Origin of the sequence: Hydrogenophaga defluvii (assembly GCF_042665235.1) — a bacterium.
GTDB classification, from domain to species: domain Bacteria; phylum Pseudomonadota; class Gammaproteobacteria; order Burkholderiales; family Burkholderiaceae_C; genus Hydrogenophaga; species Hydrogenophaga defluvii_A.
This window is the reverse complement of record NZ_JBHTBZ010000013.1, coordinates 239,038-256,060: the sequence shown is the minus strand read 5'-3', so window position 1 is coordinate 256,060 and position 17,023 is coordinate 239,038. Positions and strand designations below refer to the sequence as shown.

17 protein-coding genes and 1 pseudogene are annotated in these 17,023 nt (G+C 64.2%); 9 read left to right on the top strand and 9 right to left on the bottom strand.

Annotated features, from left to right (window positions below; all coding sequences use genetic code 11):
• From gudD to kdgD, 4 genes and pseudogenes are all read right to left on the bottom strand, one after another.
• Positions 1–213, bottom strand: a pseudogene (gene gudD, locus ACFQU0_RS06385) (glucarate dehydratase); the annotation flags it as partial.
• A gap of 8 nt (positions 214–221) precedes the next feature.
• Complete coding sequence (locus tag ACFQU0_RS06380; protein ID WP_382199329.1) at positions 222–1,178, bottom strand: Bug family tripartite tricarboxylate transporter substrate binding protein; 957 nt, start codon at positions 1,176–1,178, stop codon at positions 222–224.
• 64 nt (positions 1,179–1,242) lie between these two features.
• On the bottom strand, positions 1,243–2,217 hold the full coding sequence (locus tag ACFQU0_RS06375) for a Bug family tripartite tricarboxylate transporter substrate binding protein (protein ID WP_382199328.1): 975 nt from the start codon (positions 2,215–2,217) through the stop codon (positions 1,243–1,245).
• A gap of 48 nt (positions 2,218–2,265) precedes the next feature.
• Positions 2,266–3,177 carry a 5-dehydro-4-deoxyglucarate dehydratase gene (kdgD, locus tag ACFQU0_RS06370; RefSeq protein ID WP_382199327.1) on the bottom strand — a complete coding sequence of 304 codons (912 nt, stop codon included), beginning with the start codon at positions 3,175–3,177 and terminating at the stop codon, positions 2,266–2,268.
• Between the two features lie 168 nt (positions 3,178–3,345).
• Between kdgD and ACFQU0_RS06365 the strand changes: the two genes are divergently transcribed.
• Entirely contained in the window at positions 3,346–4,125 is a 780-nt protein-coding gene (locus ACFQU0_RS06365) for a FadR/GntR family transcriptional regulator (RefSeq protein WP_382199326.1), read from the top strand.
• Here ACFQU0_RS06365 and ACFQU0_RS06360 read toward each other — a convergent pair.
• On the bottom strand, positions 4,109–4,534 hold the full coding sequence (locus ACFQU0_RS06360; protein WP_382199325.1) for a hypothetical protein: 426 nt from the start codon (positions 4,532–4,534) through the stop codon (positions 4,109–4,111). The two genes, ACFQU0_RS06365 and ACFQU0_RS06360, sit on opposite strands and share 17 nt — an antisense overlap.
• 113 nt (positions 4,535–4,647) lie before the next feature.
• Here ACFQU0_RS06360 and ACFQU0_RS06355 point away from each other — a divergent pair, with 113 nt between their 5' ends.
• Positions 4,648–5,469, top strand: a complete 822-nt coding sequence (locus ACFQU0_RS06355) for a helix-turn-helix domain-containing protein (RefSeq protein ID WP_382199324.1) — start codon at positions 4,648–4,650, stop codon at positions 5,467–5,469.
• Between the two features lie 54 nt (positions 5,470–5,523).
• Here ACFQU0_RS06355 and acnB read toward each other — a convergent pair whose 3' ends face one another.
• From acnB to ACFQU0_RS06335, 4 genes are read right to left on the bottom strand one after another with little or no spacing between them, the layout of a single operon-like run.
• Positions 5,524–8,115: a bifunctional aconitate hydratase 2/2-methylisocitrate dehydratase gene (gene acnB, locus ACFQU0_RS06350; protein ID WP_382199323.1), complete on the bottom strand. Its 2,592-nt coding sequence runs from the start codon at positions 8,113–8,115 to the stop codon at positions 5,524–5,526.
• A complete protein-coding gene (locus ACFQU0_RS06345; protein WP_382199322.1) occupies positions 8,109–8,792 on the bottom strand; it encodes a hypothetical protein in 684 nt (227 codons plus the stop codon). Before ACFQU0_RS06345 ends, acnB begins: the two co-directional genes overlap by 7 nt.
• An 11-nt stretch (positions 8,793–8,803) precedes the next feature.
• The gene (locus ACFQU0_RS06340) at positions 8,804–9,811 is read right to left on the bottom strand and encodes an HpcH/HpaI aldolase/citrate lyase family protein (protein WP_382199321.1); all 1,008 of its coding nucleotides are present in this window, start codon (positions 9,809–9,811) and stop codon (positions 8,804–8,806) included.
• A gap of 37 nt (positions 9,812–9,848) precedes the next feature.
• On the bottom strand, positions 9,849–10,835 hold the full coding sequence (locus ACFQU0_RS06335; RefSeq protein WP_382199320.1) for a malate dehydrogenase: 987 nt from the start codon (positions 10,833–10,835) through the stop codon (positions 9,849–9,851).
• Positions 10,836–11,007: 172 nt separating this feature from the next.
• Here ACFQU0_RS06335 and ACFQU0_RS06330 point away from each other — a divergent pair, with 172 nt between their 5' ends.
• The 7 genes from ACFQU0_RS06330 to ACFQU0_RS06300 all read left to right on the top strand — a co-directional run bounded on the left by ACFQU0_RS06330 (position 11,008) and on the right by ACFQU0_RS06300 (position 16,941).
• Positions 11,008–11,811: a GntR family transcriptional regulator gene (locus tag ACFQU0_RS06330; protein ID WP_382199319.1), complete on the top strand. Its 804-nt coding sequence runs from the start codon at positions 11,008–11,010 to the stop codon at positions 11,809–11,811.
• A gap of 150 nt (positions 11,812–11,961) precedes the next feature.
• Positions 11,962–12,393: a succinate dehydrogenase, cytochrome b556 subunit gene (gene sdhC, locus ACFQU0_RS06325; protein ID WP_382199318.1), complete on the top strand. Its 432-nt coding sequence runs from the start codon at positions 11,962–11,964 to the stop codon at positions 12,391–12,393.
• 13 nt (positions 12,394–12,406) lie between these two features.
• Entirely contained in the window at positions 12,407–12,772 is a 366-nt protein-coding gene (sdhD, locus tag ACFQU0_RS06320; RefSeq protein ID WP_382199317.1) for a succinate dehydrogenase, hydrophobic membrane anchor protein, read from the top strand.
• Positions 12,773–12,775: 3 nt separating this feature from the next.
• Positions 12,776–14,578: a succinate dehydrogenase flavoprotein subunit gene (gene sdhA, locus ACFQU0_RS06315; protein WP_382199316.1), complete on the top strand. Its 1,803-nt coding sequence runs from the start codon at positions 12,776–12,778 to the stop codon at positions 14,576–14,578.
• Between the two features lie 31 nt (positions 14,579–14,609).
• Positions 14,610–15,314 (top strand): succinate dehydrogenase iron-sulfur subunit, encoded by a 705-nt coding sequence (locus ACFQU0_RS06310; protein ID WP_382199315.1) that lies wholly within the window; start codon positions 14,610–14,612, stop codon positions 15,312–15,314.
• 5 nt (positions 15,315–15,319) lie between these two features.
• On the top strand, positions 15,320–15,616 hold the full coding sequence (locus ACFQU0_RS06305; RefSeq protein ID WP_382199314.1) for an FAD assembly factor SdhE: 297 nt from the start codon (positions 15,320–15,322) through the stop codon (positions 15,614–15,616).
• Between the two features lie 14 nt (positions 15,617–15,630).
• Positions 15,631–16,941 carry a citrate synthase gene (locus tag ACFQU0_RS06300; protein WP_382199313.1) on the top strand — a complete coding sequence of 437 codons (1,311 nt, stop codon included), beginning with the start codon at positions 15,631–15,633 and terminating at the stop codon, positions 16,939–16,941.
• Positions 16,942–17,023 lie beyond the last annotated feature (82 nt).

Below are 17,023 nucleotides of genomic sequence, written 5' to 3'. Positions count from 1 at the left end.
CCGGCCTTCGACCACGGCCCGCGCGTCCTCCAGCGTCTGGCGGATCTTCTCGCCACCGGGCACCTCGCCCAGGCCGGTGTGGCCGGCGTTGTCGGTGACGATGACGATGTTGCGGGTGAAAAAGGGCGCGTGGGCGCCCGAGAGGTTGAGCAGCATGCCGTCCCGGCCGGCGACCGGGATGACACGCATGGACTGGACGATCGGTGCGGTCATGGGGGAAATCAATCTGCCTTGATGTTGCGCGAGGTGATCAGTTTTTGCCAGCGGCTGTATTCGGCGGCCTGGTAGGCGGCGAACTGTTCGGGCGTGTTGAGCACCACCTCAAAGCCCAGCTCCAGCAGCTTAGGCGCCACCTGCGGATCTTTGATGGTGGCGGCAATGGCATCCGTCAAGCGCTTCTTGATGTCGGCGGACAGCCCCTTGGGCGCGGCCACGGCCTGCCAGGAGTAGACGTTGGCGTCCTTCACGCCGCCCTCTTCCAGCGTGGGCATATCGGGCAGCAGCGGCGAGCGCTTGGCGCTGGTGATGGACAACGCACGGAGCTTGCCGGCCTTGATCTGCGGCATGGCGGTGTTGATGTTCATGAACGACGACTCGACCTGGTTGCCCAGCAGGTCGGTCATCACCGGGCCGCCGCCTTTGTAGGGCACGTGCACGCCGCTGGTGTTGGTCTGCTGCCAGAACAGCTCGGCCGTCAGGTGGTCGCTGCTGCCATTGCCGGACGAGGCGAAGCTCATTTTGCCGGGGTTGGCCTTTTGGTAGGCAATCACGTCGGCCAGCGATTTGTGCGGCGACGCGGCCGGCACCACCAGCACGTTGGGCGCCTGCACCACCACGGTCAGCGGGTCCAGGTCCTTGAGGGCGTCGTAATTCACCTTGATCAGATGCGGCGCGATCACGAAGGGGCCGAGGGAGGCCACCAGCAGGGTGTGACCATCGGGTGCGGCGCGGGCCACCTGAGACGCACCGATGGTGCCGGTGGCACCGGGTTTGTTGTCCACCACAAAAGTGCCTGCGCCCATCTTCTCGGCCATCTTGCCGGAGAGGGTGCGTGCGATCAGGTCGGTGGAACCACCCGGCGGGAAGGGAACGATCAGGGTGATGGGTTTGTCGGGCCAGGCGAAGGCGCTGAGGCTGGTGCCGGCGGCGAGGACCAGCGTGAGAAGGGTCTTTTTCATGGGTTTGTTTCCGGGGAGGAAGAAACAAAAAAAAGCCCGGCGCGAAGGCGTCGGGCTGGGGGGATCACTCGACGGTGATTTTTTCGTCGCGCACGACCTTGGCCATGGCCGGCACCTCGGCCTTGAGCCAGTTGGCAAACTCGGCGCTGCTCATCTGGGCGGGTTCGGCACCGAGGCTGACCAGTTTCTCCTGCACATCAGGCAGGGCCACGATGCGGGTGACCTCGGCGTGCAGCTTGTCCACAATGGCCTTGGGTGTACCGGCCGGGGCCAACAAACCTTGCCAACTGCCGGTGAGGAAGCCGGGCATGGTTTCGGCCACGGTGGGCACGTTGGGCAAGACGCTGTTGCGTTTGCCGCTCGACAAGGCGATCAGCTTGATCTTGCCGGCTTTCACGTGTGGGTAGGTGGCCACCATGCCGTTGAAAGTGACATCGATGTGGCCACCCAGCAGATCGGTCATGGCCTGTGCGCCGCCCTTGTAGGGCACGTAGTTCCAGTCGATGCCGTTGCGGCGGGCAAACACCACGCCGGCCAGGTGGGTGGCACTGCCCATGCCGGCTGCGGCGGCGTAGCTGAAGCGCACGTCTTTGCCCTTGGCGTAGGCCACCAGTTCGGCCACGGTGTTGGCCGGCACCTTGTTGCTGGTCACCAGCAGGTGGGGCGAATAGGCCACCATGTGCACTGGCGCGAAGTCGTTGAGCACGTTGAACGGCAACTTGTACAGCGACGGTGCGATGGCCAGGTTGCCCACGTCCATCAGCAACAGCGTGTAGCCATCAGCCGGTGATTTGGCGACCTGATCGGCGCCGATGTTGCCGCCCGATCCGGCGCGGTTTTCCACCAGCACCGGCTGGCCCAGCGCCTCGCCGAGCTTGACGCCGATCAGGCGTGCCAGCACATCGGAGGTGCCTCCGGGCGGGAATGGCACGACGATCTTGACCGGTTTGCTGGGGTAGCTCGCTTGGGCGAACGCGGCGGTGCTGGCGAGCGGAAGTGCCAGCGCAGCCACCAAAAGTTGTCTGCGGAAGGGGGTCATGTTGTGTCTCCTGAGGGTCTTTGGGGGGAGGGGTTGCGACCCGCAGGATCACTGCGGGCCAAGTTGGTCGATCAAGGCCTTGAGTCGGTCCATTTCTGCGGGTTTGAGGTCGGTCAGTGGCGCGCGCACCGGGCCAGCCGAATGCCCCACCAGCGTGGCGCCGGCCTTGACGATGCTCACGGCATACCCTTCGCAGCGGTTGCGCAGCTCCAGGTAGGGCATGAAGAAGGACTTCAGCAAACGGTGCTGGGTCGCCATGTCGTCGGTGCGCACGGCTTCGTAAAAGTCCATCGCCGTCTTGGGGATGAAGTTGAAGACGGCCGACGAGTACACCGGCGTGCCCAGCGCCTTGTAGGCGGCGGCATACACCTCGGCCGTGGGCAGGCCGCCCAGGTAGGCAAAACGGTCGCCCATCTTCATGTAGATGGCCGACATGGTTTCGATGTTGCCCACGCCGTCCTTGAAACCAATCAGGTTGGGGCAGCGCTCGGCCAGGATGGCCAGGGACTCGGGCGTGAGTTTGCAAACGTTGCGGTTGTAGACGATGACACCGAACTTCACGCTTTTGCACACCGCCTCCACGTGAGCAATCAGGCCTTCCTGGCCGGCTTCGGTCAGGTAGTGTGGCAACAGCAGGATGCCGTGGGCGCCGGCCCGCTCGGCCTCCTGGGCGCACTGGATGGCAAACCGGGTGGGGCCGCCCGCGCCCGCAATGATGGGCACCTTGCCACGGCAGGTGTCTACAGCGGTCTTGATGATGCCGGGGTACTCGTCAGCGGTGAGCGAGAAAAACTCGCCGGTGCCACCGGCGGCAAACAACGCACTGGCGCCATACGGGGCCAGCCACTCCAGGCGCGCCGCGTAGCCCTTGGGGTCAAAGTTGCCCTCGGCGTCGAAATCGGTCAGTGGGAAAGACAGCAGGCCGCTGGACATGATGGATTTGAGTTCTTGCGGGTTCATGGCGTGTTCCGTGGATGAATGACAATGGAATGAAAAATCGGGCCCTGGCGACTTGGACAGAAGCACCTGGCTTTGCTACAGTTGCCTTGGCTCCAGACATCTGTTGTAGGTTGTCTGACAACTGAACCCATTGTGCAAATCGGCTTTCGGGCTGTCAAGGAATTTCCCATGCCCTCAGTGAAAACCCTAGGTTCTCCACCGCCACCGGCAGCACCCCGGGTGCGACGCCCGCGTGGCCTGGTGCCTGAAATTGTGGCTGCCCTGGATCAGGACATCCGCAACGGCGCGCTCAAGGCCGGTGACAAACTGCCCACCGAAGCGGCGCTCATGGAACGCTTTGACGTGAGCCGCACCGTGGTGCGCGAAGCCATCTCCCGGCTTCAGGCCTCGGGCCTGGTCGCTACCCGGCATGGCATCGGCACATTTGTGATGGAGCCGGCGCAACCCGATCTCACGTTCCACATTTCCCCCCACGAGTTGGACACCGCCGCCGACGTCATTGCGCTGCTGGAACTGCGCATCAGCCTCGAAAGCGAAGCGGCCGGGTTGGCCGCCCTCGCCCGCACAGAAAACAACCTCGCCGCGATGAACGAAGCCCTGACGGCCTTCGCGGCAGCGATCCAGGCCGCCTCCGACGCCGTGCCATCGGACTTCCAGTTCCATGTGGAGGTGGCGCGCGCGACGGGCAACCGCTATTTCGCCGAGCTGATGTCTTACCTGGGCACCATGATCATCCCGCGCACACGCCTGCGCACCGCAGGCGACGCGCCCGAAGGCCGACTGGCCTACCTCCAGCGGGTGCACCAGGAACACGAACGCATCTACCAGGCCATCCAGTTGCGCGACCCGGATGCCGCGCGCGCCGCCATGCGCACCCACCTCTCCAACAGCCGGGAGCGCCTGCGCCGTGCGCAAGCGGCGGAGGCCTCGGTCAGCGTGCCACACTGACGGCCGACGCCTGCGGCGCTTCACGCCGGACTTCGCGGCTGCCCAGCCACTCCAGATCAGCGAGCAGCAACACAAACCCCGCCTGCGCCAGCACCCAGACCTCGCCCCACGTGGTGAGCGCCAGCCCGGCGCCCCATACCTCCCAAAGACTGGCCGCCACCCACAGCAGGTTGCCCGCTGCCAGCAGGCGCACGCCCCACCGTGGCGGCGCGGCGCGTGCCGCCAGGCTGCCCGATAGCAGCGCAGCACCCAGAACGATCACGCCAGAGGCCCACAACCAGCGCGCCGGCAAGCCCAGCCACTGCTGCAACTGATCGGACAGCGCCACATGGGCGAGGGCCAGGGTCAAGCCACTGGCGGCATCCACCCACAACACGCGGCGCAAATTGGAAACTGAGACGGTCAACATGGTGAACTCCTTGGAAATGAACAAAAGGAGCCGCCATGCTCGCGGCGGGCCGACACACCGTCCATGACCTGTGAGGTCATGGACGGTGTGCCGATGCGCTCTACCATCGGCCCATGCACAAGCCCCCACCCTCCCCCCGCGCCGGCGTGGGTGACCACCTGCGCCACTGGCGTCAGCTGCGGCGCCTGAGCCAGCTCGATCTGGCGGCCGACGCCGAGTTGTCCACCCGCCACCTCAGCTGCGTGGAAACCGGCAAGGCCAGCCCCAGCCGCGAACTGGTGCTGCGCCTGTGCGAACGGCTGGCCGTGCCCTTGCGCGAGCGCAACGCCTGGCTGGTGGCGGCGGGCTACGCGCCCATGTACCGCGAACACGCCATGGACGACCCGTCAATGGTTGCAGCACAGCGGGCGGTGCAGCACCTGCTCGACAGCCACGAGCCCTGGCCGGCCGTGGCCTTTGACAGGCACTGGAACATGGTGCTGGCCAACCGCATGGTGGCGCCGCTGCTGCAAGGCGTGTCGCCTGAATTGCTCGCGGCGCCCGTCAACCTGTTGCGTGTGAGCCTGCACCCACTGGGGCTGGCCCCACACATCGCCAACCTCAACCAATGGCGCGAGCACCTGTTCGCACGGCTGCGCCAGCAAATCCAGCAGACAGGGGACAGCACCCTGGCCATGCTGCTGCGCGAGCTGCAGGCCTACCCCGCTCAGGCTGGGCACAGCGCCCTGCGGCTCGATGGTGAGCACCCGGGCGTGCTCATGCCCTTCCTGATCCACACGCCCGCCGGCTTGCTCAACCTCGTCAGCACCACCACCGTGTTCGGTTCGCCGGTGGACATCACGCTGCAGGAGCTGGCGCTGGAAACGTTTTTTCCGGGGGACGAAGCAACGGCCCAAGCTTTGCGCCAGATGGCCAACACGCTGCTCGGCCCCTGAAAAAACCAACGGCCCCGAAGGGCCGTTGGTTCAGTCCGGTTCGAACGAAGTCGCTCAGGCGGTCACGCCCTTGGCGTTCTCAACGTACTCTTCGATCTGGTCGAAGTTCAGGTACTTGTAGATGGCCGCGCCGTCCTTGTTCACGATGCCCATGGCTTCGTGGTATTCGGCCACGGTGGGGATCTTGCCCAGCTTGGACGCAATGGCCGCCAGCTCGGCCGAGGCCAGGAACACGTTGGTGTTCTTGCCCAGGCGGTTGGGGAAGTTGCGGGTGCTGGTGGACACCACGGTCGCGCCTTCGCGCACCTGGGCCTGGTTGCCCATGCACAGGCTGCAACCCGGCATTTCGGTGCGGGCACCGGCGGTGCCGAACGCGGCGTAGTGGCCTTCCTTGATCAGCTCGCTCTCGTCCATCTTGGTGGGCGGGGCCACCCACAGCTTGACGGGGATGTCGCGGCTGCCACCCAGCAGCTTGGCTGCGGCGCGGAAGTGGCCGATGTTGGTCATGCACGAGCCGATGAAGGCTTCATCGATCTTGGTGCCCGCCACTTCGCTCAAGGTCTTGGCGTCGTCCGGGTCGTTGGGGCAGCACAGAATGGGCTCGGTGATGTCGGCCAGGTCGATCTCGATGACGGCGGCGTATTCGGCATCCTTGTCGGCTTCGAGCAGTTCGGGCTTGGCCAGCCAGGCTTCCACCTTCTCGATGCGGCGCTGCAAGGTGCGCTTGTCTTCGTAGCCGTCGGCGATCATGTTCTTCATCAGCACGATGTTGCTGGTGAGGTACTCCTTGATCGGCTCGGGGTTGAGCTTGATGGTGCAACCGGCAGCGGAGCGCTCGGCCGACGCGTCGGACAGTTCAAAGGCTTGCTCCACCTTCAGGTCGGGCAGGCCTTCGATTTCGAGGATGCGGCCCGAGAAGATGTTCTTCTTGCCGGCCTTGGCGACGGTCAGCAGACCGGCCTTGATGGCGTACAGCGGGATGGCATGCACCAGGTCGCGCAGGGTCACGCCCGGTTGCATCTGGCCCTTGAAGCGCACCAGCACCGACTCGGGCATGTCCAGCGGCATCACACCCGTGGCGGCACCGAAGGCCACCAGGCCGGAACCAGCGGGGAAAGAAATGCCGATGGGGAAACGGGTGTGCGAATCACCGCCGGTGCCCACGGTGTCTGGCAGCAGCAGGCGGTTGAGCCAGCTGTGGATCACACCGTCGCCCGGGCGCAGGGAGACGCCGCCACGGCTGCTGATGAACTTGGGCAGTTCGCGATGGGTTTTCACGTCCACCGGCTTGGGGTAGGCGGCGGTGTGGCAGAAGGACTGCATCACCATGTCGGCGCTGAAGCCCAGGCAAGCCAGGTCCTTCAGTTCGTCGCGGGTCATGGGGCCGGTGGTGTCTTGCGACCCCACGGTGGTCATGCGCGGCTCGCAGTAGGTGCCCGGGCGCACGCCCTGGCCTTCGGGCAAACCAACGGCACGTCCCACCATCTTCTGCGCCAGGGTGAAGCCTGCCTTGGTTGCTGCAGGCACGCTGGGCAGTCGGAACAGGGTGGATGCGGGCAGGCCGAGGAACTCGCGTGCCTTGGCTGTCAGCGAGCGGCCAATGATGAGGTTGATGCGGCCACCGGCGCGCACTTCATCGAACAGCACGTCGCTCTTGAGCTTGAATTCGGCCACGACTTCGCCGTTCTTCACCAGCTTGCCGTCGTAGGGCAACACGTCGATGACGTCGCCCATTTCCAGCTTGCTCACGTCCACTTCGATGGGCAGCGAACCCGAGTCTTCCTGCGTGTTGAAGAAGATGGGGGCAATCTTGCCGCCCAGGGTGACACCGCCAAAACGCTTGTTCGGCACGAAGGGGATGTCCTGGCCGGTGGCCCAGATCACCGAGTTGGTGGCCGATTTGCGGCTGGAGCCGGTGCCCACCACGTCGCCCACGTAGGCCACCAGGTGACCCTTCTTCTTCAGGTCTTCGATGAACTGCATCGGGCCGCGCTTGCCATCTTCCTCCGGCTTGAAGGCCGCGTCGGGGCGGGTGTTCTTCAGCATCGCCAGGTAGTGCAGCGGGATGTCCGGACGCGTGGTGGCGTCGGGCGCGGGCGACAGGTCGTCGGTGTTGGTTTCGCCCGGCACCTTGAACACAGTGACGGTGATTTTCTTGTCGACTTCAGGCCGGCTGGTGAACCACTCGCCATCGGCCCAGCTTTGCATCACTTCCTTGGCCACGGCATTGCCGGCCTTGGCTTTGTCGGCCACGTCGTTGAAGTAATCGAACATCAGCAGCGTCTTCTTGAGCGCCGCGCCGGCCACGGACGCCACCTCGGCATCGTCCAGCAGCTCGATCAGGGGGTGCACGTTGTAGCCGCCCACCATGGTGCCCAGCAGCTCGGTGGCCTTGGCCTTGGAGATCAGGCCCACCTTGATGTCGCCATGGGCCACGGCCGCCAGAAAGCTGGCCTTGACCTTGGCCGCATCGTCCACGCCGGGGGGCACACGGTGCGTGAGCAAGTCCAGCAAAAAGGCGTCTTCGCCAGCGGGCGGCGCTTTGATCAGTTCGATCAGGTCGGCCACTTGTTTGGCATCCAGCGGCAACGGCGGAATGCCCAAGGCGGCGCGCTCGGCCGCATGTTCACGGTAGGCTTTCAACATGGTTCAGCTCCAGAAAGTAAAGAGGAAGGGTTCGCGGGGCGGCGGCAATCGGTGGCAAGCACCGCCGGTGGTGTTGCGGGGGCAGGCAGAGGATCAAGCAAGCTCGGTGCCGGATTGAGCTTGAGGGCAGCGGCCACCTGCTGCTGCGACTCGCCAGCACACTCATCGGCCAAACGGCGCCCGAGCTTCTGGCTCATCAGCATGGATTTGTTGGCCAGCTGAATCCAGACCACACCTTGTTGTGGGTCTTCGAGCCGCACCGCGCCGGTGCGGCTTTCGACCGGACGCAGTCGGTAGCGTTGCTGATCAACGTGCAAACGGAAGAAACCGGGCGTGGTGGCATCGCGCTCCATGTGCACAACCTTGCCCAGCTCGCAAGGCAAGGCACCCACATGCACCTGATTCGACACCGCCAATTCGCTGTCGGTCAGTGGGGCATCTGCCACCACCACAGGCGCGGCGGCCACCGCAGCGACAGGGGCAATACGCTTGGCGGGGTTCGGCTTCGCAGGTGCTTTGCTCGTACCAGCCGGCTTCTTGGTCGGCGATGCCTGGGCATGCGTCACAGCGGGCCACAGGGCGGCCACCGCCAACGCCAGCGAGGCGCCTGCAACCACCAGCACGCGGGGTGAAATGGGATGGGCACCGGATGTGGGGCGCTCGTTGTGTTGGGCCATGGCGAAACTCCTCATGTGGACTCGTTTGCCATTGTGGCAAAAAACACCTTCACCTCGGACGGCAACGGACGCCCGGTGCGGTGTGCCCGCTCCAGCACCTGCCAGAAGTAGCGGTAGCTGGCGCGGTCGTGCAACTGCCCGGCGTGCTGCACCGGCGCCCACTGCGCCGCATGGGCCAGCGCAATGATGTCGGCCGCGCGCGCGATTTCGTCATCCTGCGGCGCAAAGGCCAACAGGATGGGGCGGATCTGGTCGGGATGGATGCTCCACATGCGCGTGTACCCCAGCTGCTGCGCGGCTTGCGACGCCGCCCGGTGCATGGCCTGCGCGTCCTTGAACTCGGTGACCACGCAGTGAGAGGGCACCTTGCCGTGCGCGTGGCAGGCACTGGCTATATCGAGCTTGGCACGCAACACCAGCGGGTGGCTGAACTGGCCCGCCACCCCCATGCCTGACGCCGGTATGGCGCCTCCATGGGCGGAGACGAAGTCCATGAGGCCGAAGCTGATGGACTGCACACGCGGGTGGCCCGCGATGTCGAAAGCGCGGTGCACCGCAGCGGGTGACTCGACCAGCACATGCAGCGGAATGCTGCCTGAGCCACGGGATGCCGCGTCGATGGCCGCCACGGCCCGTTCGACATCGGCGAGCGACTCGACCTTGGGCACCATCACATGGCACCAGCGGTGACCGGCCCGGCCCACCACCGTGGCCACATCGGCCTCAAATGAAGGGTGGTCCACCGCATGGACGCGCACGGCCACACGGGCTTCGGGCGCGGCGGCCAATGCCAGTTCGCTCACCAGCGCGGCGTGTTCGGCTTCGCCGCCCACGGGGGCGCCGTCCTCGCAATCGAGCGTGACGTCGAACACGCAGGCGCCGAACTCGGCCGTCATCTCGGCCTGCAATTGCAGGCTCTTTCGCATGCGCCCTTCCACACCGCTGTAGTGGTCGCACACGGGCAGTGCAAAAGCACCGCCCTGGGCTCCCAGCAACACGGCGGCAGGATGGGCGGTCACGGTCGAGTTACCAAGCGGTTACCACAGCAGGGCTGGGTCAGACCAGGTGCTTGACGCCGTCCTGCTCGCCTTGCAGCTCGGCCAGGGTCTTGTTGATGCACTCTTGGCTGAAGGCGTCGATGGCCAGGCCTTCGACGATCTTGTATTCGCCACCTTCGCAGGTGACGGGGAAGCCGAACATGACGTCCTTGGGGATGCCGTATTCGCCATTGGACGGAACGCCCATGGTGACCCATTCGCCGTTGGTGCCCAGGGCCCAGTCGCGCATGTGGTCGATGGCGGCGTTGGCAGCCGATGCAGCGGAGGACAGGCCACGCGCTTCAATGATGGCGGCACCGCGCTTGCCCACGGTGGGCAGGAACACGTTGGCGTTCCATTCCTGGTCGTTGATCATGTCCTTGACCGAAGCGCCATCGATGGTGGCGAAGCGGTAGTCGGCGTACATGGTGGGCGAGTGGTTGCCCCACACGGTGAGCTTCTTGATGGAGGCCACGGCTTTGCCGGTCTTGGCGGCGATCTGGCTCAGGGCGCGGTTGTGGTCCAGGCGCAGCATGGCGGTGAAGTTCTTGCGCGGCAGGTCCGGCGCGGCCTTCATGGCGATGTAGGCGTTGGTGTTGGCGGGGTTGCCCACCACCAGCACCTTGACGTTGCGCGAAGCGACGGCGTTCAGGGCCTTGCCCTGGGCGGTGAAGATGGCGCCGTTGATGGCCAGCAACTCGGCACGCTCCATACCCGGGCCACGCGGACGCGAGCCGACCAGCAGCGCGTAGTCGGTGTCCTTGAAAGCGGTCATCGGGTCGCTGTGGGCTTCCATGCCGGCCAGCAGCGGGAACGCGCAATCTTCCAACTCCATCATCACGCCCTTGAGCGCCTTCTGGGCCTTCTCATCGGGGATTTCCAGGAGTTGCAGGATGACGGGTTGGTCCTTGCCCAGCATTTCGCCCGAGGCGATGCGGAACAGCAATGCATAACCGATTTGACCTGCTGCGCCGGTGACGGCCACACGAACGGGCTTCTTGCTCATGAAAAACTCCAGTGGAAGTGAGAAAGGCGGATGAAAAACGGTGCGCTGTCGCCGCCCAGACAAGCCCTGGGCAACGACTTGCATCAAAACCAGGCCCGAGTGTACCCTCGCAAACCCGGACGAGTCAATTTGTCTTATGTCTTATATAAGATATGATTGACAATCGAACATCATGAGCCAGAACACGCCCCCACACTCTGCTGGCAACACCACACCAGCACCCCAGACGGACGGTCTGACAGGCGGCGGCACGCCAGCGTTCAGCCCGCTGTACCAGCAGATCAAATCATTGATCCTGCAAAGCCTGCAGGCGGGCGAATGGAAGCCGGGCGACACCATCCCCAGCGAATTCGATCTCGCTGCCCGCTTCAAGGTCAGCCAGGGCACCGTGCGCAAGGCCATCGACGAGCTGGCGGCCGACAACCTGCTGGTGCGCCGTCAGGGCAAGGGCACGTTTGTGGCCACCCACGCTGAGCAGCACATCCAATACCGCTTCCTGCGGCTTCAACCAGACGAGGGCGACCAGCGCAGCGAAGGCCCAGCCGAACGCAACATCATCGAATGCCGCCGCCTGCGCGCGCCGGCCGAGATCGCGCGCCTGCTGGGTTTGCGCAGCGGCGATCCGGTGCTGCAGGTGCGCCGCGTGCTGGCCTTCCATGGCGTCCCAGCCATCCTGGAGGACCTGTGGTTGCCTGGTGTGCCATTCAAAGGCTTGACGCTGGAAACCCTGGCCGCCGACCGCGGGCCGATGTACGCCTTGTTTGAAACCCAGTTCGGCGTGCGCATGGTGCGGGCTGAAGAAAAAATCAAGGCCGTCGCGGCAGACGCGGAATCGGCCCCCCTGCTGGACGTGGCCCAGGGCACCCCCTTGCTGAGCGTGGAGCGCATTGCCCACACGTACAACGACGTGCCCATGGAACTGCGCCGAGGCCTTTACCGCACCGACACCCACCACTACCGCAACGAGTTGAACTGAACACACCCACCCATTCACTCGGGTACCGGTATCTACGCACAGGTGGCATGTTGCATTGCAATAGAATTTGACAGCCGCCCGTCAGGGATTCCGGTCAAAGTTACCATCCGGTTACCACCCGTTCCATCGCCCGAAAATGAAAGCCAAGCCATGAGTGAGCTGACAAAAAAACGGCCTGAGTTCCGCAACATCAATGCCTTGTCGGACCTGCCAACCTACCGCCTGCCTGCGGCCGGCTGGGTGTCCATCCTGCACCGCGTCAGCGGCGCGTTGATGTTTGTGCTCATGCCCTTCATCATCTGGATGTTCGACACCTCGTTGTCATCCGAGTTCTCTTACGAACGTTTCACCTCGGCCTTCGGCGCTGGCATCGGCTTCGTGCCGGGCTGGTTCATCAAGCTGGTGGCGCTGGCCCTGATCTGGGCCTACCTGCACCACTTCATTGCCGGCGTGCGCCACCTGTACATGGACATGACGCATTCGGTGACCAAGGAATTCGGCAAATCGTCGGCCACCGTCACCCTGGTGCTGTCCATCGCGCTGACCGTGGTGCTGGGCGCCAAGCTGTTCGGCCTGTACTGAAAGGGAATCACACATGTCCGTCAATTACGGTTCCAAGCGCGTCGTCAGCGGCGCCCACTACGGCCTGCGGGACTGGCTGGCCCAGCGTGTCACCGCCGCCCTGATGGCGTTGTTCACCATTGCCGTGCTGGTGCAGGTCATCTTCACCAGCGGTCCGCTGGGTTATGAAGGCTGGGCCGGCATTTTTGCCGCCCAGTGGATGAAGGTGCTGACCTTTGTGGTCATCGTGGCCCTGCTCTACCACGTGTGGGTGGGCATGCGCGACATCTGGATGGATTACATCAAACCTGTGGGTGTGCGCCTAGTGCTGCACGTGTTCACGCTCGTCTGGCTGGTGGGTTGCGCCGGCTGGGCCTTCTCTGTTCTCTGGAGGCTGTAAGCCATGACCCAAACCTCTTCCCTGCCCAAGCGCAAATTTGACGTCGTCATCGTCGGCGCTGGTGGCTCCGGTATGCGCGCCTCGCTTCAGTTGGCACGCGCCGGCCTGAACGTGGCCGTGTTGTCCAAGGTTTTCCCCACCCGCTCGCACACCGTGGCAGCACAAGGTGGCGTGTCCGCGTCGCTGGGCAACATGAGCGAGGACAGCTGGGAGTTCCACTTCTACGACACCGTCAAGGGCTCCGACTGGCTGGGCGACCAGGATGCCATCGAGTTCATGTGCCGTGAAGCGCCCAAGGTGGTGTACGAGCTGGAACACTTCGGCATGCCCTTCGACCGCAACCCGGACGGCACCATTTACCAGCGCCCCTTTGGCGGCCACACCGCCAATTACGGCGAAAAGCCGGTGCAACGCGCTTGCGCCGCCGCCGACCGCACTGGCCACGCCATGCTGCACACGCTGTATCAGGCCAACGTGGCGGCACGCACCACCTTCTTCGTCGAGTGGATGGCGCTGGACCTGATCCGCGACGTCGACGGCGACTGCGTGGGCGTGACCGCACTGGAAATGGAAACTGGCGAGACCTATGTGCTGGAAGCCAAGACCGTGCTGCTGGCCACCGGCGGCGCAGGCCGCATCTTCCAGTCGTCCACCAACGCCTTCATCAACACCGGTGACGGCCTGGGCATGGCGGCGCGTGCCGGCATCGCGCTGCAAGACATGGAGTTCTGGCAGTTCCACCCCACCGGCGTGGCCGGCGCGGGCGTGCTGCTGACCGAAGGCTGCCGTGGCGAAGGCGCCATCCTGCTCAACAGCAACGGCGAGCGCTTCATGGAGCGCTACGCGCCCACCCTGAAAGACCTGGCACCGCGCGACTTCGTGTCCCGCTGCATGGGCCAGGAAATTCTGGAAGGCCGTGGCTGTGGTCCCAACAAGGACTACATCCACATGAAGCTGGACCACTTGGGCGCCGAAACCATCCGCAAGCGCCTGCCTTCGGTGGAAGAGATCGGCCACAACTTCGCCAACGTGGACATCACGCGCGAACCCATCCCGGTTGTGCCCACCATCCACTACCAGATGGGCGGCATCCCGACCAACATCAACGGCCAGGTGGTCGAGCGCTTCAACGGCGAAGACCGGCCTGTCAACGGCCTGTACGCCGTGGGCGAATGCTCCTGCGTGTCGGTGCACGGCGCCAACCGCCTGGGCACCAACTCGCTGCTGGACCTGCTGGTTTTCGGCAAGGCCGCTGGCAACCACATCATCGCCAACGTCAACCCCAAGCAGGAGCACAAGCCCCTGCCGGCCGACGCCGCCGACGCCACCCTGGCCCGTCTGGCTCGCCTCGACAGCAACAAGGACGGTGAGTACGCCCAGGACATCGCCAACGACATGCGCGCCATCATGCAGCAGCACGCTGGCGTGTTCCGCAGCCAGGAGACGATGGACGAAGGCGTGAAGAAGATCGCCGCCCTGCGCGCCCGCATTGGCAACATCGGCCTGAAGGACAACTCCAAGGTCTTCAACACCGCCCGCGTGGAAGCGCTGGAAGTGGAAAACCTGATGGAAGCCGCCCAAGCCACCATGGAAAGTGCCGCCGCCCGCAAGGAATGCCGTGGCGCCCACCTGGTGCGCGACTACGAACACGACGTTACCCACCCGACCTGCCCGCTGGGCCGCAACGACGCCGAGTGGATGAAGCACACCCTGTGGTACATGGAAGGCAACCGCCTGGACTACAAGCCGGTGCGCATGAAGCCCCTGACTGCCGAAACGGTGCCACCCAAGCCCCGCACCTTCTGACCGGACCCGAGCGAACACAAGGAACTGAAACATGGCACAACGCACTTTCAAGATCTACCGCTACGACCCGGACAAGGACGCCAAGCCCTACATGCAGACCATCCAGGTCGAGCTGGACGGTACAGAGCGCATGCTGCTGGACGCGCTGGTCAAGCTCAAGGCCGTGGATCCCACACTGTCCTTCCGCCGCTCCTGCCGCGAAGGCGTGTGTGGCTCGGACGCCATGAACATCAACGGCAAAAACGGCCTGGCTTGCCTGACCAACCTGAACACGCTCAAGGGCGACATCGTGTTGAAGCCGCTGCCCGGCCTGCCGGTGGTGCGCGACCTGATCGTCGACATGACGCTGTTCTTCAAGCAGTACCACTCGATCAAGCCCTACCTGATCAGCGACACGCCGCCGCCCGAGCGCGAGCGCCTGCAGAGCCCCGAGGAGCGCGACGAGCTCAACGGCCTGTACGAGTGCATCCTGTGCGCCAGCTGCTCGACCAGCTGCCCGAGCTTCTGGTGGAACCCCGACAAGTTCGTCGGTCCAGCTGGTCTGCTGCAAGCCTACCGCTTCATCGCCGACAGCCGCGATGACGCCACCGCCGAGCGCCTGGACAACCTGGAAGACCCCTACCGTCTGTTCCGTTGCCACACCATCATGAACTGTGTGGACGTCTGCCCCAAGAGCCTGAACCCCACCAAGGCGATTGGCAAGATCAAGGAACTGATGGTCCGCCGGGCTGTTTAAAAAACATGGCCACCACGCAAAGCCCCTTGCTCGACGAGCGTGCCCTGAGCAAGCTCAAGTGGCGTTGCCGCCGTGGCCTGCTCGAAAACGATTTGTTCATCGAGCGTTTTTTTGCCAGGCACGAAACTGGCTTGACGGTACACCAGGCCGACGCCTTGGGCGATTTGATGGACCTGTCCGACAACGATCTGCTCGATCTGTTGCTGGGCCGCAAGTCACCCGAAGGCGCCCTGGCGCGTACCGACATCGTTGAGCTTCTGGCCCTGTTGCGGCAGCCGCCCGAGCACCACATTCATCTGTAACCGAGGACAAGCGCATGAAACTTGCAGACAACAAAGCCACCCTGTCGTTCAGCAACGGCAGCCCCAGCATCGATTTGCCCGTGTACCAGGGCAACATCGGTCCGGACGTGATCGACATCCGCAAGCTTTACGCGCAGACCGGCATGTTCACCTACGACCCGGGCTTCCTGTCCACCGCGTCGTGCCAGTCGGCCATCACCTACATCGATGGCGACAAGGGCGAGCTGCTGTACCGCGGCTACCCCATCGAGCAATTGGCCACCGGCGCCGACTACCTCGACACCTGCTACCTGCTGCTCAACGGCGACCTGCCCAACGCCACCCAGCAAAAAGACTTCCACAAACTCGTGACCAACCACACCATGGTCAACGAGCAGATGCAGTTTTTCCTGCGCGGCTTCCGCCGCGACTCCCACCCCATGGCCATCTTGACCGGCCTGGTGGGTGCGATGTCGGCCTTCTATCACGACAGCACCGACATCAACAACCCGGAACACCGCAACATCGCGGCCATCCGCCTGATCGCCAAGATGCCCACCCTGGTGGCCATGGCGTACAAGTACAAGATCGGCCAGCCCTACATCTACCCCAAGAACGACCTGAGCTACGCCGGCAACTTCTTGCGCATGATGTTTGCCACGCCGTGCGAGGAATACAAGGTCAACCCGGTGCTAGAGCGTGCTCTGGACCGCATCTTCATCCTGCACGCCGACCACGAACAGAACGCCTCCACCTCTACCGTGCGCCTGTGCGCCTCCTCGGGCACCAACCCGTTTGCGGCCATCGCAGCCGGTGTGGCCTGCTTGTGGGGCCCGGCCCACGGCGGTGCCAACGAAGCCTGCCTGAACATGCTGGAAGACATCCAGGCCCAGGGCGGTGTGGCCAAGGTCGGCGAGTTCATGGAGAAGGTCAAGGACAAGAACTCCGGCGTCAAGCTGATGGGTTTTGGCCACCGCGTCTACAAGAACTACGACCCGCGCGCCAAGCTGATGCAGGAAACATGCAACGAGGTGCTGGCCGAGCTGGGTCTGGAAAATGACCCGCTGTTCAAACTGGCCAAGGAGCTGGAGAAAATCGCTCTGGAAGACGACTACTTCGTGCAGCGCAAGCTGTACCCGAACGTGGACTTCTACTCCGGCATCGTGCAGCGCGCCATTGGCATCCCGGTCAACCTGTTCACCGGCATCTTCGCGCTGGCCCGCACCGTGGGCTGGATCGCGCAGCTGAACGAAATGATCAGCGACCCCGAATACAAGATCGGCCGTCCGCGCCAGTTGTTCACCGGCTCGGTCAAGCGCGACGTGAAGCCCGTGGGTCAGCGCTGATTTTTTCAGCCTTCCGCCAAAAAAGCCCGCAGCTGTTGCGGGCTTTTTTTTGCCATAGCTCCTGAGAGCTTGCACAGAGAGG

Excerpts from the sequence above, each read along its gene's own strand:
- ACFQU0_RS06355 (WP_382199324.1), top strand. The coding sequence starts at position 4,648 with ATGCACAAGCCCCCACCCTCCCCCCGCGCCGGCGTGGGTGACCACCTG.
- ACFQU0_RS06365 (WP_382199326.1), top strand. The coding sequence starts at position 3,346 with ATGCCCTCAGTGAAAACCCTAGGTTCTCCACCGCCACCGGCAGCACCC.
- sdhD (WP_382199317.1), top strand. The coding sequence starts at position 12,407 with ATGTCCGTCAATTACGGTTCCAAGCGCGTCGTCAGCGGCGCCCACTAC.
- ACFQU0_RS06375 (WP_382199328.1), bottom strand. The coding sequence starts at position 2,217 with ATGACCCCCTTCCGCAGACAACTTTTGGTGGCTGCGCTGGCACTTCCG.
- ACFQU0_RS06335 (WP_382199320.1), bottom strand. The coding sequence starts at position 10,835 with ATGAGCAAGAAGCCCGTTCGTGTGGCCGTCACCGGCGCAGCAGGTCAA.
- sdhC (WP_382199318.1), top strand. The coding sequence starts at position 11,962 with ATGAGTGAGCTGACAAAAAAACGGCCTGAGTTCCGCAACATCAATGCC.
- ACFQU0_RS06305 (WP_382199314.1), top strand. The coding sequence starts at position 15,320 with ATGGCCACCACGCAAAGCCCCTTGCTCGACGAGCGTGCCCTGAGCAAG.
- acnB (WP_382199323.1), bottom strand. The coding sequence starts at position 8,115 with ATGTTGAAAGCCTACCGTGAACATGCGGCCGAGCGCGCCGCCTTGGGC.
- ACFQU0_RS06360 (WP_382199325.1), bottom strand. The coding sequence starts at position 4,534 with ATGTTGACCGTCTCAGTTTCCAATTTGCGCCGCGTGTTGTGGGTGGAT.
- ACFQU0_RS06330 (WP_382199319.1), top strand. The coding sequence starts at position 11,008 with ATGAGCCAGAACACGCCCCCACACTCTGCTGGCAACACCACACCAGCA.
- kdgD (WP_382199327.1), bottom strand. The coding sequence starts at position 3,177 with ATGAACCCGCAAGAACTCAAATCCATCATGTCCAGCGGCCTGCTGTCT.
- sdhA (WP_382199316.1), top strand. The coding sequence starts at position 12,776 with ATGACCCAAACCTCTTCCCTGCCCAAGCGCAAATTTGACGTCGTCATC.
- ACFQU0_RS06345 (WP_382199322.1), bottom strand. The coding sequence starts at position 8,792 with ATGGCCCAACACAACGAGCGCCCCACATCCGGTGCCCATCCCATTTCA.
- ACFQU0_RS06380 (WP_382199329.1), bottom strand. The coding sequence starts at position 1,178 with ATGAAAAAGACCCTTCTCACGCTGGTCCTCGCCGCCGGCACCAGCCTC.
- ACFQU0_RS06310 (WP_382199315.1), top strand. The coding sequence starts at position 14,610 with ATGGCACAACGCACTTTCAAGATCTACCGCTACGACCCGGACAAGGAC.
- ACFQU0_RS06300 (WP_382199313.1), top strand. The coding sequence starts at position 15,631 with ATGAAACTTGCAGACAACAAAGCCACCCTGTCGTTCAGCAACGGCAGC.